This window comes from Dyella caseinilytica (assembly GCF_016865235.1).
In the GTDB taxonomy this organism is placed as follows: Bacteria; Pseudomonadota; Gammaproteobacteria; order Xanthomonadales; family Rhodanobacteraceae; genus Dyella_B; species Dyella_B caseinilytica.
Map to the genome: position 1 here is coordinate 4,459,626 of NZ_CP064030.1, position 17,548 is coordinate 4,477,173.

Annotated in this window: 10 protein-coding genes; 1 reads left to right on the forward strand and 9 read right to left on the reverse strand. The window is 59.6% G+C overall.

Annotation, left to right across the window (positions count from 1 at the left end; genetic code table 11):
* Positions 1-5 precede the first annotated feature (5 nt).
* From ISN74_RS19660 to ISN74_RS19670, 3 genes are all read right to left on the reverse strand, one after another.
* Entirely contained in the window at positions 6-6,152 is a 6,147-nt protein-coding gene (locus tag ISN74_RS19660; RefSeq protein WP_188795622.1) for a YadA-like family protein, read from the reverse strand.
* A gap of 661 nt (positions 6,153-6,813) precedes the next feature.
* Positions 6,814-7,761, reverse strand: coding sequence for a helix-turn-helix domain-containing protein (locus ISN74_RS19665; RefSeq protein WP_188795624.1), 948 nt, complete (start codon positions 7,759-7,761; stop codon positions 6,814-6,816).
* 485 nt (positions 7,762-8,246) lie between these two features.
* Positions 8,247-8,903 (reverse strand): response regulator, encoded by a 657-nt coding sequence (locus ISN74_RS19670; RefSeq protein ID WP_188795626.1) that lies wholly within the window; start codon positions 8,901-8,903, stop codon positions 8,247-8,249.
* A 769-nt stretch (positions 8,904-9,672) separates the two neighbouring features.
* Here ISN74_RS19670 and ISN74_RS19675 point away from each other — a divergent pair.
* Positions 9,673-10,929: an MFS transporter gene (locus tag ISN74_RS19675; RefSeq protein ID WP_188795628.1), complete on the forward strand. Its 1,257-nt coding sequence runs from the start codon at positions 9,673-9,675 to the stop codon at positions 10,927-10,929.
* A gap of 87 nt (positions 10,930-11,016) precedes the next feature.
* On the opposite strand, the gene ISN74_RS19680 is transcribed toward ISN74_RS19675, so the two are convergent.
* The 6 genes from ISN74_RS19680 to ISN74_RS19705 form a co-directional block, all read right to left on the reverse strand.
* Positions 11,017-11,940, reverse strand: a complete 924-nt coding sequence (locus tag ISN74_RS19680) for a bestrophin family protein (RefSeq protein ID WP_188795630.1) — start codon at positions 11,938-11,940, stop codon at positions 11,017-11,019.
* Positions 11,941-11,955: 15 nt separating this feature from the next.
* On the reverse strand, positions 11,956-12,153 hold the full coding sequence (locus ISN74_RS19685; RefSeq protein ID WP_188795632.1) for a hypothetical protein: 198 nt from the start codon (positions 12,151-12,153) through the stop codon (positions 11,956-11,958).
* Positions 12,154-12,188: 35 nt separating this feature from the next.
* Positions 12,189-12,995: a family 1 encapsulin nanocompartment shell protein gene (locus ISN74_RS19690; RefSeq protein ID WP_188795634.1), complete on the reverse strand. Its 807-nt coding sequence runs from the start codon at positions 12,993-12,995 to the stop codon at positions 12,189-12,191.
* Entirely contained in the window at positions 12,988-14,031 is a 1,044-nt protein-coding gene (locus ISN74_RS19695; protein ID WP_188795636.1) for a Dyp-type peroxidase, read from the reverse strand. Before ISN74_RS19695 ends, ISN74_RS19690 begins: the two co-directional genes overlap by 8 nt.
* A 142-nt stretch (positions 14,032-14,173) precedes the next feature.
* The gene (locus ISN74_RS19700) at positions 14,174-16,825 is read right to left on the reverse strand and encodes a family 78 glycoside hydrolase catalytic domain (RefSeq protein WP_188795638.1); all 2,652 of its coding nucleotides are present in this window, start codon (positions 16,823-16,825) and stop codon (positions 14,174-14,176) included.
* A gap of 53 nt (positions 16,826-16,878) precedes the next feature.
* Positions 16,879-17,406 (reverse strand): GNAT family N-acetyltransferase, encoded by a 528-nt coding sequence (locus ISN74_RS19705; RefSeq protein ID WP_188795640.1) that lies wholly within the window; start codon positions 17,404-17,406, stop codon positions 16,879-16,881.
* Positions 17,407-17,548 lie beyond the last annotated feature (142 nt).

The window sequence follows — 17,548 nt, forward strand, 5'->3', positions numbered from 1 at the left end:
CTTCCTCACCAAACCACGCCTGCACCGACACCGCCGCCAAAATCTCCGCGCGTGTTGGTGGTGGCATTGATCTTGAAGATGTAGCGACCGCTTTCCGAAATGGTCGACAGGCCGACGGCGATACCGGCCTCGCCGTGGAAGCTGCCAAACGCCACACCCGCCGAACTCTGGTTGGGCTGGTATGCCTGCGGCAGGCTTGCCATCGCCATCGCCGAAGCAATACCCGCATCGGCACGGTTGGCAACGCGATTGATGCTCTGATCGATGCCTGACAGCGCCTGATTGGTGTAGTTCTGCGCCCAGTTCTCCGCGGTCTGGATGCCCGCATCCACCTGGCTCACATTTGCCGCATCCGTGGGCGCTGTGCCTGCTGCAACATTGGTGATCTGCCGTTGCTGCGTGGGCGAACCGACCGACACCACATTCGATTGACCACTATCGGTGGAACCCGCTCCCAGCGCTACCGAATTATTGCCGCTCGATGTCGCGCCACTGCCGATGGCCGTGCTGTTGTTACCCGAGGCCGTCGAACCAGGACCTTCCGACACCGAATTCGAACCCGTGGCCGCCGCCGCATTACCGGTGGAATCCACCGAGTAATACTTGTTGCTTGCGCCGCCGGCGGTAATGTTGGTGACCGTGTTATCGAGGTTGTTGATCGCCGTGGTATTGGCGTTCACCTGCTGATTGGTGGCGTACAGTTCCGAGCCGTTCACCGCATCCGTACTGGTGGCGCTGACCTGTCCTGCCGCCACATTGGTAATGGTGCGCTCATTGCCAGCGCTCCCCACGCTCACTGTGCTGGTGGGCGTGGTGCCCGCTACCGCATAAGTGTTCCCACCCACCGTCACGCTACTGGTACCAATCACGGCGGAGGTCTTTGAACCCGCGCCCAGAGCCACATCGCCCGCGTTCGCACCCGCTGTTGCACCGTTACCGATCGAAACGGCGTCGGTGGTGCTGGCGGTGGATACCGGACCGATCGCCACGCTGTTCGTGCCGGTCGCACTGGAATCGGCTAGCGATGAATTGGCGTGGAAGTATTTGATGCCGCTGCCTCCGCTGATAATGCTTTCGAGTGCCTCGTTGGTGGCATACAGCTCACTGCCGTTCACAGCATCCGTGCTGGTGGCGCTGATCCGTCCTGCCGCGACGTTGGTGATCGTGCGCTCGTTGCCCGCACTGCCCACGCTTACTGTGCTGGTCGGATTGGTACCGGCGAAGGCGTAGGAGGTGCCGTTGATCGTGGTGCCGGTGGTTGCCACCACCGCCGAGGTCACGGAATTCGCACCCAAGGCCACGTCGCCTGCTTGTGCGGAGGCGTTCGATCCCGAACCGAGGGCAACGTTGGTCGGGTTGCTAGTCACCGAGCCTGCACCGATGGAGATTGCCTGGATGCCGCTGGCCGTGGCATTCGTGCCCAGGGCGATCGAATCCTGCAGATTCGACGTGGCGTTCTCACCGATCGCCACACCGCCCGGCGCGTTCTGCTGCACCAGCGCGCCATTACCCATGCCGATGCCGTTGTCGCCGTTGACCACAGTGTTCGGGCCCACTGCAATCGAGTTGGTGCCTACCGCCAGCGAGTCCGGATCGGTGGAGTTGGCATGGAAGTACTTCGTGGTGGTGGTGGAGAATGACGTCAGTGCACCGGTGAGCTGCCGCACGGTCACGGCATCGTTCGGTTGTGTGCCATCGGCGACGTTGATGATCTGCCGGTAAGTGGTCGAGCTACCTACGGATACCGCACCAAGCAGCGTGCGGTCCGTGGTGTTGTAAGGAATGATCGTGCCGCCGATGGTGCCGCTTGCCGGCGTCAGTGCACGATCGGAAACTGACTGCGACCCCAGCGCGACGCTATCGGTGATCGTCGCCTGTGAGCTGTAGCCTAGCGCTGTGGCATTCGTCGCCGAAGACGATGCTGCCACACCGGCCGCAAGCGAGTCCGTGGCGGTCGCGCCGTTGTTGCTGTAGTTGGCCTGCTGCGTGCCGCCATCGTTGACGCTGTAGTAATGCGTCAATCCATCAGTGACGGTGGTACTGAGGCTGTCGACCGCCTGGTTCGTCGCATACAGCTCCGAACCGTTGATCGCATCCGTGCTCGTCGCACTGATACGACCGGCCGCTACGTTAGTAAGGGTGCGTTCGTCGCCAGCGCTACCTACGCTTACGGTGCTGGTCGGGTTAGTGCCAGCAAAGGTATAGGCAGTGCCTGCAATGGTCGCACCAGAAGTCGCCACCACGGCTGAGGTGACCGAACCGGAACCCAATGCTACGTCGCCTGCTTGCGCGCCCGCTGTCGCACCGGCACCTAATGCAATGGCATTGATCTGGCTAGCGTTGGCCGTGTTGCCAAACGCCATCGCACCTGCGGCCGTCGCATCCGATGAACTACCCAGCGCGATCGCGCTTTGTCCCGTGGCATTGTTGGTATTGCCCAATGCGACTGCACCAGCACCGTTCGCGGTGTTGTCCGCACCCACCGCCACCGCACCATTGCCGGTGGCAGTGTTCGGATCACCAATCGCCACCGCACCGTTGCCGTTCACCGTCTGGCTTTCGCCCAGGGCTACTGCGCCGGTGCCGCCGAGCACTTGCGAGTCGTGACCACCTGCAATGGAGCCTGTGCCAGCTGCCGCAGCGACTTTGCTGCTGTCTCCAATTGCTACCGTTGAAGCTGCCAGCGCTTGCGTGTTGTAACCGATCGCCGTCGCGTTCGTCGCGGTAGCGGAAGCGGCGACACCTGCGGCGAGCGAATCGGTGCCTGTCGCGCCATTGTTGCTGTAGTTGGCTTGCTGCGTGCCGCCGTCGTTGGTGCTGTAGTAGTGCGTAAGTCCATCGGTGACGGTCGTGCTGAGACTGTCGACTGCCTGGTTCGTCGCGTACAGCTCCGAACCATTGATCGCATCTGTACTCGTCGCGCTGATACGACCCGCTGCCACGTTGGTAATGGTGCGGTCGTTGCTGGCGGTACCTACGCTCACCGTGCTGGTGGGTGTGGTGCCGGCAAACGTGTAGTTGTTGCCGGCGATCGTCGCGCCTGTCGTGGCTACCGCGGCAGCAGTGACGGAACCTGCCCCCAACGCGACATCGCCTGCATTCGCGCTGGCCGTGGCACCGTTGCCGATCGCCACCGCATTCGCCGTACTTGCCACGGTCGATGCACCCAGTGCGACACTGCTACCGCCACTGGCATTGGCGTTATAGCCGAGTGCTGATGCGCCGGTTTGCGACGCGCTGGCATCCACGCCCGCCGCCACCGCGTTCGCACCTGTCGCGCCTGCATTGTTGTAGTTGGTGTCGGTACCCGTGGAGGTGCTGTTGACGCTGTAGTCATGCGTCTGGGCAGCGGTGATATCGCCCGACAACGTATTGGCCACGCTATAAAGTTCCGAACCGTTGATCGCATCCGTGCTCGTGGCGCTGACGCGACCAGCCGCCACATTGGTGATAGTACGCGGGCTGGTCGTGCTGCCCACGCTTACTGTGCTTGTCGCGGTAGTGCCTGCAAAACCAGAATAGGTAACGCCATTGACCGTCGCGCTAGTCGTATTCACCACTGTTGCTGTGACCGAACCGGCACCCAGCGCCACATCACCGGCATTCGCGCCTGCCGTGGCACCGTTGCCGATGGCCACCGCATTCCCCGTACTTGCTACGGTCGATGCACCCAGTGCGACACTGCTGGCACCACTGGCGTTGGCGTTATAGCCGAGTGCTGATGCCCCGGTTTGCGACGCGCTGGCATCCACGCCCGCCGCCACCGCGTTCGCACCGGTCGCACCTGCATTGTTGTAGTTGGTGTCGGTACCCGTGGAGGTGCTGTTGACGCTGTAGTCATGCGTCTGGGCGGCCATGATGTCGCTCGACAACGTATTGGCCACGCTGTACAGCTCCGAACCGTTGATCGCATCCGTGCTGCTGGAACTGATGCGGCCGGCCGCCACGTTGGTGAGGGTGCGTGGGCTGGTGGTGCTGCCCACACTCACTGTGCTTGTCGCGGTGGTGCCCGCAAAGCCGGAATACGTAACGCCATTGACCGTCGCGCTAGTCGTATTGATCACCGCTGCTGTGACGGAACCTGCGCCCAGCGCCACATCGCCCGGCTGCGCGCCAGCCGTCGCACCCGCGCCCAACGCGATCGACTGTGCCTGGCTCGCGTTCGCCGTGTCTCCGAAAGCCAGTGCGCTTGCTGCCGTTGCGTTCGAGGCATTGCCCAACGCGATAGCACCTTGCCCCGTAGCGTTATTGGTATAGCCAATAGCAACCGCACCTTGCCCGTTTGCGGTGTTATCGGCGCCCATGGCCACCGCGCCATTGCCCGTAGCGGTATTGGGATCACCGATCGCCACCGCGCCGTTGCCGTTGGCGGTTTGCTGGCTGCCCAGCGCCACAGCGCCGGTGCCACCGAGCACTTGCGATTTATAGCCGCCCGCGAATGAACCCGTGCCGGCGGCAGCTGCCACGGTATTCGTATCGCCGATCGCTATCGTGGACGCAGCCAATGCAACCGAAGCGTTACCGATCGCTGTAGCGTTCGTTGCCGAGGCATTGGCAGCCTGGCCGAAGGCGATCGTAGAAGTACCATTTGCCACGGAGTTAACGCCAAAGGCCGTTGCCCCTGTTCCGTTGGCATTGTCAGCTCCGCCTATGGCTATGGAATTGAGTCCGGTCGCGTTCGACGTAAATCCCATGGCTATCGCATGGGTGCCGTTGGCGGAATTGTTATCGCCCGCGGCGAGCGAAGCATTACCGGTTGCATTGCTGATGTACCCAAGCGCAGTGGCACCGGCACCATTGGCAACGGAGCCGTACCCAATGGCAGCCGCTTCTCCACCCGTTGCATTGGCCGTGGCTCCCACCGCAATGGCATTGGCGGCGTTAGCATTCGCCAGCGGACCGACCGCAATGGCGTTGGATTGCGTTGCGGTTGATTGAGCGCCGATGGCAATAGCATTGACGCCCGATGCCAGAGCGCCCGCGGTCGAGTTGCCGCCAATCGCGATCGATGCGGCGCCCGATGCAGTCACGGCCGTGGCGGTACTGTCGCCGCCCATGCCCACGGCCGTGGCATTGGTCCCAGTGGCCTGTGAAAACACGCCGACTGCCGTGGATTCTGCGCCCTTTGCACCGGCGAGGCTGCCCAGCGCAGTGCTCCACGTTGCGTTGGCGACAGTTGAGTTGCCAATCGCTACGCTTTGTTCTCCCGCGGCATTCGCACCATTGCCTACCGCAAGTGCCTCGAAAGACGTCGCGGTGTTGCCATTCGGAAGCACGACATTGCCGACTCCGCTCGCACTGGCGTTCACGCCGATGGCGATCGGCGAACCGCCTCCGGTACCTGTAGCAGACGCATTAGCGCCTTGGCCTAAGGCAACACTGGCGCCGGAGGTGCTGTTAGCGATGGCATTCAAGCCAATAGCGATGGTGCCCGCTGTCGTACCCCCTTCAGTGGCCTGAGCCGATGTACCTATGGCGATAGCGTCCTGTCCGGTGGCGTTGGAACCCCAGCCCATGGCGAGTGAATAGTTGCCGTTGACCGTGGAACTGACGCCGACCGCCGTGGAGTTCCCTCCCGTAACCGTGGCGAAGGTGCCAAATGCGCTAGCGCCAGCTCCATTGGCATTGGCTTGAACACCGATCGCGACCGGATTGATGCCGTCTGCGTACGTTTGTGCGCCTATTGCCACCGCGCCTTTGCCTGGCGCCGTCGCTAAGTAGCCGACAGCGACCGTATATTGGTTCGACGCAGTGGCTTGGTAGCCGATCGCCGTCGCTTCGATAACCGATGCATTGGCTTGGTAACCGACCGCCGTCGTGTCCGCTGCCGATGCGATCGCGTTCGCGCCCAGCGCCGTTGTTCCGGCTCCGGTGGCCTCAGCGTTAAAACCCATGCACGAAGAGGTACTGTCATACGCATTGAAGGGCGCCGGCGAGCAGTTCGTGGACTGGGCTTGTGCCCGCCCGCTCCACCCAGTCAAACCCAACAGCAACAACACGCCAAGTATGCGTGGTGCAAGACCTTGCAAGGATGGTTGCGCACGTTCATCGCGCTGATCGGCAACGGTCCCATGACGGCAAGCAGCCAGCTCGGAAGCGACGACTACCTGTCCCAAGGCGACATTCCAGACTTTGCTGTAGATCCTGTTCATGGCTTGCTCCGAAACCCGATTCCACGGGTGCTGGAAGAACTACGGTCCGAGCCCTGCGTGGGATCAGACATCGCGTCGAGAGGAATCCCTGGCAAACAAAAGGTCCTGAGGCGTAACTAGGTCGTTGGAGCCCAATGCCTGCCGCCGGCGTCGCTTCTCAAGCCACGCCATCCAGATGTGAGGGATAAGCTTTAGTTCGGCCCGATGCGCGTCAGCTGGGCCAACTATTCGAATGGAGCGCGCACTGCTGCTGCGATCTGCGCGTGCGAAACAGGAAGGCGCGGGGAAACGCAATTCGCGCGCCGGCATAGGCATCGACAAGATGGATATCGCTCATGATCGCCCTCTTCATTCCCTGTGCCTGCGCGATGACGACGATCTCCCTGAGCCTCGTTCGGCAGGGTTCCATTCAAGCGGAAGCTTGCGCGCTGCAATGCGCAAATTCGGCGCGAGTGCAAGGTGAATCCGGCAATAGCCATGCAAATTCGGCAAAGTGAGATGAAGCGCACATTTGCGGTGTACCGCGCTTCGTTTGCGTCGAGTGAAAGCGAACGTGGACATCGTCATGCGTGGCATGACGTTCATCGATGCAGATGGCACAAACCGGGAAGATAGCGATGTTGGATGCCGCTTACGCTCAACTCAAACTGCGCGAGGCACTTCAGGACGCGACGCTGCAAGCACGCATCAACGTATCGCTGGGATGTTCGCCAAAGGCCCGCCGATAATTGGCCGCAAAGCGCGACAGATCCCACCAGCCGCAACTCATGGCGACCGACTTCACGGACAGGCGTCCAGCACCTGCAGCGGCCAACCGTCGACTGGCTTCATGCAGCCTGAGCAGGGAAAGGTAACGCGTAGGTGACACACCTAGCAGATCGGCAAAGGTGTAGCGCAAGGCGCGCTCACTCATTCCAGCGGCGCGTGCCAGTTCGTCCAGATAGATGTCGCGATGCAAGTTCGCACGCATGAAATCCACCGCGCGCCGGAAGGGCCTGTAATGCGCTTGATAGCCGCCGGATGGCGATGCCTCAGCCGAGGGTTGAGCGGCCAGATCATCCAGCATCTGCGGATCGAGCAAGGTGCCGAAGAAATCATCAGCCACATCGATGCATCCATTGCCTCGCGCGCCGACCAGCGCATGGAACGACGACTCGCAGCGGAACCGCCACGATGTACCGGCAAGATATTCCGACCCGAATATCGAAAACCGGCGACCCATCAGGCCGAACGACACCGGATTTCTTTCGAAGGCCCGCATGACACCCTCGTGCAAAGGAGCCATCAGCACGCTGACGGACGAATGTGCACCCAGCATCATTTCGCAGGAGCTGCCCGGCAGCACGATCAGGGTTGTACCCGAATGCAACGGCATACCGGCGCACCAACTCCCAAGGCCGGCCTGGTGAACGTGGCACAGCAGGTAATGGCCGTTTGGCACCGGAAAACGGCCGTGACACGGAAAATCGAAGACGAAGCCGCAGAGCGACGCGCCTGCATGCAGACAGCTGCCGAACAAGCCGTGCAAGCCACCCTCTCTCAGCGCAACCGCCTCGAGCTTGCAATGGTCGAACAGCTGGTTCATGGCATCCAGGCCAGGCCATGGCATGGATAAACCGCTTGGAATAGGAGACATGAGCTGGGTTCTACATTCCATGGCCCCACACACGCGATCGCCGCGAGACGAGCCGCCAGGGCCCGCTCAATCCTCAATTCGCATACGTGGTATCGATGTGCAGGGCGGTGTGCGATCAGGAAGTGGGGAAGATCGCGTAGCCGCTACGCTATCTGACGCCGTTATGAAAATCGGAAATAAACCGGCGGCTGCCCACACAGCAATGACGACTGGTATGACGAGTCATGATGAGTTTCCCCTGTTTTTTAAAATCCGTACGTAACGACGTGACGACGGGCGACTGCCTCCGTTGCAGGGCCCTTTCACCTCACCGTGTTGCGTCGCGAACCAAGCTTTTACGACGCCCACTGGCGGCAAGTCAAAAACAGACTTGGCGTCGAGCGTATTCAGAAGCCTGATCCAGCTGAATAAGAACTTTCTTAAAGTACATCAATGAAATGTGCACGCCGCACACATGCTCACAAAAGACCGCTGGTACGCACATAGTCGAATAGCTGCTGATCGTTGGTGATGCCGAGCTTGGCCATCGCGCTATGTTTCTGCAGGCTGATGGTCTTGACGCTGCGGTTCGTAATGCGCGCCACTTCTGAAACGGTCAGGCCCTTCGCCAGCAGACGCATCACTTCCGCTTCGCGTGCGGACAATACATGAGCCTGCTTGCGATCGGCCTGCGATGCATCGGCGGCAGAGGTGCTGCGTTCCGTAAGCTGTTCACGAACGCTCTTGCTCATATAGGTGCGGCCGGCGCGAACAGCCCTCAAGGCGACGAACAACTCCTGCACCACGGCCGTCTTCTCGACCACGGCTTCCACGCCTTCCTGATACATGGTTCGAAAAATGGCGATATTGCGCAGCATGGTCACCACGACAATGCGCAGCCTTGGATGGCGGCGGCGCAATTCGCGCAGCAGCACGACGCCATCCATGCCAGCGTCGTCCTCCGGCATCTGGAAGTCGACAATGGCAACATCGCAAGGAGTATGAGCGAGCACTTTCAGCAGTTCACTGCCGCTGGATGCCTCACCGGCCACTTCGTAGCCTTCGCCGCCACGCTGCAGTACAGCGCGCAAACCGATGCGTACCAACTCGTGATCATCCGCAATGACAACCCGCACGCGCTTTCCCACTAGCAATCAATGTTTTCCCGGATGGCAGCTGAAGCGGCATCGCTCCTTTGCTCGTCCGGCCGTCGCGCGCGAATTCCGTTCAAGGTGTGGCGCGTCCTGCTCCTCCGAAAGGATTCGCGTACGGCGTACCGCCCTTATACTAATTTACATTTACTTGTCTTTATTTGATCTGTGTCCAAGCAACGAACACGTGCTCGTTATTCATTGGACTATATGTTTAGTAAGACTATATGACAATGTGCCAAAAGGCTGTATTACAACAAAAATTTTTCCGCGATCGCATGATTTCGCAGCGACGGTATCGCGACCGGCCTTGATGACGGTGATGTCATTTTGCGCATCTATTTTGACGAATTTGGCATAAGCCGATGAGCAACGGTTTACGTCGCACCGATCCTGCCGACGATCACGCCATGGATGGACATAGCAGACCATGGCGCGTAGCCATTGCGGGCTTAGGCGTTCTTGTCATGACGCTGCGTCAACGCGCGACGACCCTCACGCCCGTTTTGGCAGCCGCGTATCGTGTTGAATAGCTGAGTGCGCTGGCTGTCAGCCGATGCGCATGCATGTTCGAGGCCTTCGGCAAACGCTATCGACACATTGCCCTTGGCGGCAAATGTGTTGAATCCGCAAAACCAGCGTGCTAAGTTTCGCCCGCCGCCCGAATCGGGCCGTCGTAAGCGTTTACGTCAACCAACGCGCAAATAGACCCGCGAATGCCTTGCGTTCGCCGTCATGCGCTGGAGTTGACCTCATGAAAACGCTCACCTTTCTTGCAACACCTGTTCTATCTCCCAAATACCGCATCAAACCCGGTGCGGTGGCGATGTGCCTGTACTTTCTGGCTGGTTTGGCCGATGGCGCATTGATGCCTTTCTTTGCCCTATGGGCACAGCACGAGGCCCATATTCCTTTGCGGTTTATCGGCCTGCTGTTGGCCTGCTATGCGGGCGGCGAACTCATTGCCACCCCGCTGCTGGGAGGCATTGCCGATCGTCTAGGCCGACGCCCGGTACTGCTGCTTTCAACGCTGGGTGTCGGTGGCGGTTTCCTGTTGCTTGCGCACTTGCATGGTGTATGGGCTATCGCGCTATGCCTGATCGGTATCGGTATTTTCGAGTGCGCACTGCATCCGACGATTGCCACAGTGATCGCCGACACCGCGCCTGCAGATCAATTACGCATGCGCTATGCCTCCGCGCGCATTGCATCCAGTCTTGGCCATATCGTCGGTCCCGCCTTGGGCGCCGCACTCGCCCTCATGTCCTTGAATACGGTCTTCACCGGTTGCGGCCTATCGCTGTTATGCGCGTCGATACTCATCGTGGGCACGCTTCCCGAAACGCAGTTGCGTGAAAAAAGCCCCGACGTACAAGAGGATGAGGACGAAGAAGGACTGTCCGCGCTCCTGCCTGCTTTCCGCGATCCGCGACTTGCAGCCATGCTTGTATGGTTTGCCATCATCGAAATCATGGGCAGTTGGCCGGAAGTGATCACGCCCCTTTACGCACATGGCGCGCATGCGCTGACAGCGTCGGGAGTCGGCCTGTTATTTACCTACGCCGCGGCCGTGGTGGTGATTCTGCAATGGCCTGTCGCCAAGTGGAGCGGCAAGATCGCGGCTTTTCCTTTGCTGATCGGCGCAGGCGCGACGGTGGCCGGTGGCTTTGGCCTGCTCCTGCTCCATGCCAATGTGTTTACGCTTTATGCAAGCGTGACCCTGCTTTCGCTGGCACAGGTACTGTTTGGGCCGCTCATGCCGGTGGCGGTCAATGCGTTGGCGCCTCCCGCGGCACGCGCCGCCTATATGGCTGCCATTTCAACGGTCAATGACGTGAAGGACACGGCAGGGCCTGCGTCAGGGATGTATCTATACGGTCTTTCCGCACGGCTTCCCTGGTTGCTTGGCATGCCGATCGCGTTTTTGGCTGCACTGGCGCTGGCCATGACGATCAAGCGCAGTGAACGTGCGGGAGGTATCGCCGATCCACAAGCATCGGAGCTCACGTAAGTTCGTTCATCGCCTTACCGTCATCCCAGCGAAAGCTGGGATGACGAGCAAAAAGGCGTGGCGCTCTCGTTGCGGTTTGCAACGCGCCTAGGTCAAAACGAAATTGCTTGGCTCCAGCGGCGGCGGAATCTCCGATTCTCCAAGCAGGCTGCGCAAATTGATTTCGATGGTCCTGCTCATGGCATCCAGAGGCAGATCGTTGGGCAAAAGATCGAACGGATCCTCAATCTGCTCGCCAATCGCATCCAGACCAAAGAAGGTATACGCAATGATGCCAACCGCCAGCGGCGTCACCCAGCCCAACGGTCCAATCAGGCAGAACGGCAGCATGAAGCAGTAAACGTGCACCGTCCGATGCAGCAGCAAGATATAGGCGAACGGAATAGGCGTGTTCTTGATGCGTTCGCATCCACCCAGCACATTGGAAAGCCGGTTGAGTTCGCGGTCCATTTCGACCAGCAACATGCTATCGATGCCCGCTTCGCGTGCACGCTTTGCGTAGGCTTCGCCGAGCATCCCCAGCACTTTGTTGGGTGGATTGGGAGATGCCAGCGCCTTGGCGCATACCTCAGCCGGCAACCAGGAGCGCAGGTCCGGCTCAGCATCCGTGCCGCGCAGGTAATGTCGTAGCGCGTGAGTGAAGCCGATCACCCCGTATACAAGCTGCCGTCGCTGCGCTTCCGGCAACGCGGGCAGAAACGACAGGGTTTGCCGAGTTAAATTGCGAGCGGTAATCACAAGCTCGCCCCACAGCGTGCGCCCCTCCCACCAACGTTGGTAAGCCACCGTATTTCGAAAACCCAGGAAGATCGCCAACGTCAAACCAAGCAGGGTCAACGGCGCCGCATTGAGCTGGAAGTGCGTGGCCACGCCGTTTCGGTCCGCGACAACAATGGCCACCGAAAGAAGCATGGTGTAGAGGACACGCGGCCAGATGATCGGGACAATGGAGCCCTTCATCGCGAACAGCAGCGTCGTGACTGAGTGGGCTTTGTGCGGACGTACGATCATGAATCTTTACTCATCTCAGCTTCCCAGCTCCTGGAAAGCATGGCCGTTGGCCTCCAGTCCTTGCAAAATCGGAGGTGGCAACTCGTTGGCCCAGACATGGCCTTCAAGCTGCCATTGGCTTGCATCGACAAGATCAGGCAGGCCCGCTCCCTTGCGTACATACAAACCGAGCGTGGGTCGCTTTGGATTGATGTAAAAGTCGAATTCCTGCATTGCGGCAGCTCCTGAGGAGTGGGTGCAGCAAGCGCTTACTTGCTGCTAGGCACCAGCATGACCGCGGCCTCCGCCGTCAGATGCAGGAAGGTGAATGTCTCCTGCAGATACAACTGAACGGCACTTTCGCTGTGGCTCAGGTAGCCGATGGAGATGTCCTGGCCAAGGTGCAGCTCAAAGTCACCACCTCGTGTGCTGAGCACGACACCGCCCTTGATGGCTGGCGCCCAGATGATGTCGCCATCCACCAAGTTCTGAATGTCCCTGACGATGGGATATCCCGCATCCGTGGTGCCACTGACCTTGGTGTACGCCTGCTCACCCAGCAGCAGCACGTAAGGGCCGTTGACGCCGGCTTCGCGTAGCTGACTTACCGCCTTGGCTACCGCAATCGGATAGTCATCCACCTTGGAAGGCAGGGTTATCGCCGCATTGCTGGTTCCCTTGTGGATACCGGGAATGCCGGCATGCTCGTAACCTTCGAACACTGCACGATCTTCCGCAAAGGCGATCTTGCGTGCCGCATCCTTCAGTGGCTGCAAGTCAGGATCGTTGGCACCGCGCTCGACCGAATCGATGGCATGGCGTGAAAGCTCAAAAGGAACGCGCAATTCCACCACGGCCTTCACTTCGCGCAGCGCAGCCTGGATGCCCTCACCCGGCGACTTGATCGTCTGCAGATGTCCGGTACCCACCGACGAAAACTCCATGCCTTTGGGACCGACGACATCCACCACCCGCCGCGCCGCGAGATGGCGCTTCAAGGTCCGCGCCGCTTCCTGCTCAATCTGTTCCCACGCCTTTTCGGAAATGGGAGCGAGTTTCCGATGCAGATTATTCATGTGTTGACTCTCCTTTGAGCGAACCGATACCTAGTGAGCCGTCAGATGGGCGTTGAGGGGTTGGTGACGCGTCGGCTGTTCCATCGCCAGACACGGCAACCGCACTTTCGGCCGGAACGTTGGCAAGGAAGGTAGCGGACGGCACAAAGAACAATGTGCCCGTTACCGCTTTGCTGAAATCGAGCAGGCGGTCGTAATTGCCCGGCGGCCGGCCCACGAACATATTGACCAGCATTTTTTCGATACGGCCTGGGGATCGCGCGTAGCCGATGAAGTAGGTGCCGAATTCGCCCTTCCCCACATCGCCGAAAGGCATGTTGTCGCGCACGATTTCCAGTTGCTCGCCATTCTCTTCAATGGTGGTCAGCACGTTGTGCGCATAGGGAGCTTTGGCGGCATCGTCCAGTTCGATGTCCGAAAGCTTCTTGCGTCCAATGATGCGTTCTTGCTGCTCGACCGGCACGGTGTCCCATGCCTTCACGTCATGCAGATACTTCTGCACGATGACGTAGCTGCCGCCGGCGAAACCGGGATCTTCCTCACCGATGACCACGGCGTCGACGGCATCCTGGTCCACCGGGTTTTCGGTGCCATCGACAAAGCCGAGCAGATCACGCTCATCGAAGTACTTGAACCCATGCACTTCATCCACGGCAGTCACCGCATCGCCGAGGCGGGACATGATTTGCGTCGCCAGCTCAAAACATAGATCCATACGCATGGATCGAATGTGGAAAAGTAGGTCTCCGGGTGTCGAGACGGCGTGGTGTTCGCCTTTGATTTCTCGAAACGGATGCAGCTCGGCGGGCCGCGGCTGCCCGAACAATCGGTCCCAGGCATCCGACCCGACGCCCATGACGCACGTCAACGCGCCATTGAGGTCACGAAACCCGACCGCACGCAAAAGCGATGCCAAGTCGCCACAAAGCGCGCGTACCGCTTCCTCACATTGCGGCTCCGGCTTCACGGTCACTACTAGAAAAATGGCTGCACGCGTAAGTTTGGACACAACCGGTTGCGTGATAACGGAAGGCACAATCCACTCCTTTTATTACAGATACCCAAACACGGCAGTCCAATCATAAGCTGGAAGTGCTCAGGATTCCTGGTGCAATCCAGTCGAATACAAACGCCGACACTAATCGTTCATGGCCCTCTCAGAACTCATCTCCATCTAATCACCTGAAGCTGAAGTGTCCTGAATCGAGTTCGAAACACGTATCTGCACCGCACGCGTGCAATGCATGGACCGATTTCAGCATCGACAAGGGGCGTCCTGATTCCGTCATGGCCTGAGGGGTCGCCATAGGCACGCGCACCTCGGCGGTGCTGCCAACCGGCACGTCGACGTCCAGTTGCAGTTTCCCTGATGGATGAGACCAAGCTACAGCAGCTCGGCCGTACGGCGTCATGGTGTCCGCTTCTGCATGATCCAGCCACGCAGTAAGTGCGGGATGTATGCCAATGCGCTGCCAACCCGGCGCCAAGGGCCGTAAGCCCGCGACATCCCCGAATAGCCAATCGTCGATGGTGCCCAGGAAATAATGCCCTCGCGAGCGAGCGTCGAGCTTCCAGTGTTCCCACAGACTGGTCGCACCGTTCTCGCGCCAATAACCCCAACCAGGAAAGCTCGTCTGCGTGGCAACGATCCACGCAAGATCGGCGTGGCCGGTGGCCGTGAGCATCGGCAATAGCAGCTTGGTGCCCAGTGCGCCGGTGTCCAGATGATCGTCATGCCCATGCACGGCTTGCACCAGGGCATCGATCACCCGCGAACGTTGCGCTGTCGGGACAAGACCGAAATCCAGTGCAAGCAATTGATGGGTTTGCCGCACACCGTCATCGCCTTGTCCTCGGTATAAGCCCTTTGCCGGATCGAAGAATTGTTGATTGAAGGCTGCCCGCACGCGCGCTGACATTTCATCGAAATGGCGCGACTGCGTGTCGTTGCCAAGGACATGTTCGATCTGCGCCATCACTTCGGCCATGCGATAGAGATAGGCGGTCGCCGCGATGCGTTTATCCTCCGGCGCATTGCCACCATCGGCAGGCGTTTCGGGACTGACCCAGTCACCCAACTCGGTATCCGCAATGCATCCCGGCGAGCGCGCGTATTCGAGGTCGACATAATGCGCCATGCCATCAACATGGTCGGCCAACGTGCGGCGATCGCCTCGCTGCCAGTACAGCGACCAGGGAACCAGCACATAGGCCGCATGCCACGGCGGCGCGCGTCCATCGCCCCACCCCGGATTAGGCGCGATCAGCAACGGGACGCCATCGGTACTGCGTGCGTCGGCAATGTCCTGCACCCACTTGGACAGCAGTGTGTCGGCTCCCACGTTGCGCAGCATCATGTCTGCACCAAGCATGCCGTCGCCAGTCCAGCCGTTCTTCTCGTACATGGGCGTGTCGGTGGGAATGCCGTAAAGATTGTTGAGCACAGTGTCGACAGCTGCGACATGAATCCAATTGAGCAACGGGTTACTGCTGCTGAAGTGACCGATCAATGGAACATCGGTGTGCACGACCTGAGCGCTTATCGCATCGAGCGATGGCGCAGTACCAGGCCAACCGTCTACTTGCACGTAGCGGAATCCTTTCCAGGAAAAGTGCGAGTGCCAGTGCTCGACACCTTGACCGGACAGGGTGACGCGGTCGGTCTGCAAGCCGTGCTCAAAGTAATGATGATCGTCACGATCATCGACGCTGCCATCGGGCAGCAGCTTTTCACCGTAGTGCAAAACGATCGTATCGCCAGCCTTCCCCTGCACGGCCAACGTTGCCCATCCGGCGATGACTCGCGGAAATGCGACCACGTAACTGCCACTGTGCAATGTAGTCACCGCAGTTGCCCGCAATGTCTGCACCACTCGCACCGGCGGTTCACGCTGCGCCTGCAGAACACCTTTGGGCGCAGGGAGAATGGCTGCTGCGCGCCAATGGCTATCATCAAAATCCGCGGTGTCGAACCCAGGCTGGACGCGGCGTGCATCATACGTCTCGCCGCCGTACACGTCGTCGAGCAGGGTCGGGCCATCATGAATGCGCCAATGGGCGTCGGTGCCTTCGAATTCGCAATGGCCGTCCGCGTAGCACAGCTTCAAGAGTGCGCGCACGCGTGGCTCGCCGTGCCACGGCGCTTTTTCCCAGTGCCACACGTCTGGATTGGTAAGCCCGTAGTAGCCGCGCCCCAGTTCGATGCCCATGGCATTGGCCGACCCTGACCGCAACAAAGCGGTGACATCGTGTGCGAGATAGAGCACGCGTTTATCGTAGTCAGTGAAATCGGGCGAAAGCGCGGCATCGCTTGCGGATCGTCCGTTGATCCACACTTCGGCATAACCTCCCGCCGCGATATACAACCTGGCCGAAGCCAAGCCGTTCTTGACGGTAAAAACATGCCGCAACAAGGGCGCTGCCAACGTGCCGCCAGGGGATTTGCCGATCCACTGCGCGTCAGACCACTGCTGTAACGATGGCCCCGTTTCGAACCATGACGTCGCACTGGTGTCACCCGCCGAAGTACGCGCGATCACCTTCCAGTAATACCGACTCGACGATGCCAGCGGCGGACCCGCGTAAGCGATGTCGAAAGATGCGCGCCCCGGAGTGAGACCACTGTCCCATATGTCGGGACGATCGTCCGCCAGCGCTGCCTCGCTATGCGCCACTTCGATTCGATAACCCAAGGGTTTTGTACCGCGTGGCGCGTGAGTTACCACCCAGCCAAAGTACGGTGATGGGGTATCTATCGATAACGGCTGTGCTTGACGGTCAGTGGTGAGCCATTGAAGCTGCAGGCCATCCTCCGCGTGCGCCCATGACATACACAACAACACCAAAAGCGCGAGAACACCGCGACGGTACAGAAACATGATCGTCAACACTGGCCCATTGCGTCCTTCGGATTCGTTTTTGATGGATTGGGTTGCGCTCGCAAAATCCACTGGACAAGTACCTCGTCATCCTTGTCCACCGCAGTCCCTGTGTTCACAAATCCAAGCTTTTGAACCACCCGGGTTGACGGCGCATTTAACTCACTGACCTGGGCTAGCACCTCATGGACTTCGGCGCTTTTAAAGGCGAGTGATGTCAGTGCCTCAATGGCAACAGTTGCGATGCCCTGGTTCCGTCGCTCAGGAGATACTGCGTAGCCAATCTCAACGCGACCGTTGTGCGGCTCATCTTTAAATCCGCAACCTCCCACCACTGCCTTATCAAGATCGCGGATATAAAAGGTACTGCACCAGTGAACTGACTTACCGCTGTCAATGTGATCCAAGGATCGCGTTGCGACAAACGCAGGTGGAAGCGCCCCCTCTAAAGCGATGCCTACCAACCTTGTGGGAATGGAAGACTTTGAAAGAGCAACCAAGTCATCTAAGGGGATGGGATCGAGTGTAATCATGGGTCCGTTGCCTGACTGCCTATTGGATGGACGAGCTCGCCCGATTAGCTCGCCTTGCATTATTAGCATGCTGATCGGTAGTTCGTAACCGCCCAGGGGCCCTTACGTCTTAAATGGGCACGCAAAATTGAAGCGCTAGAAC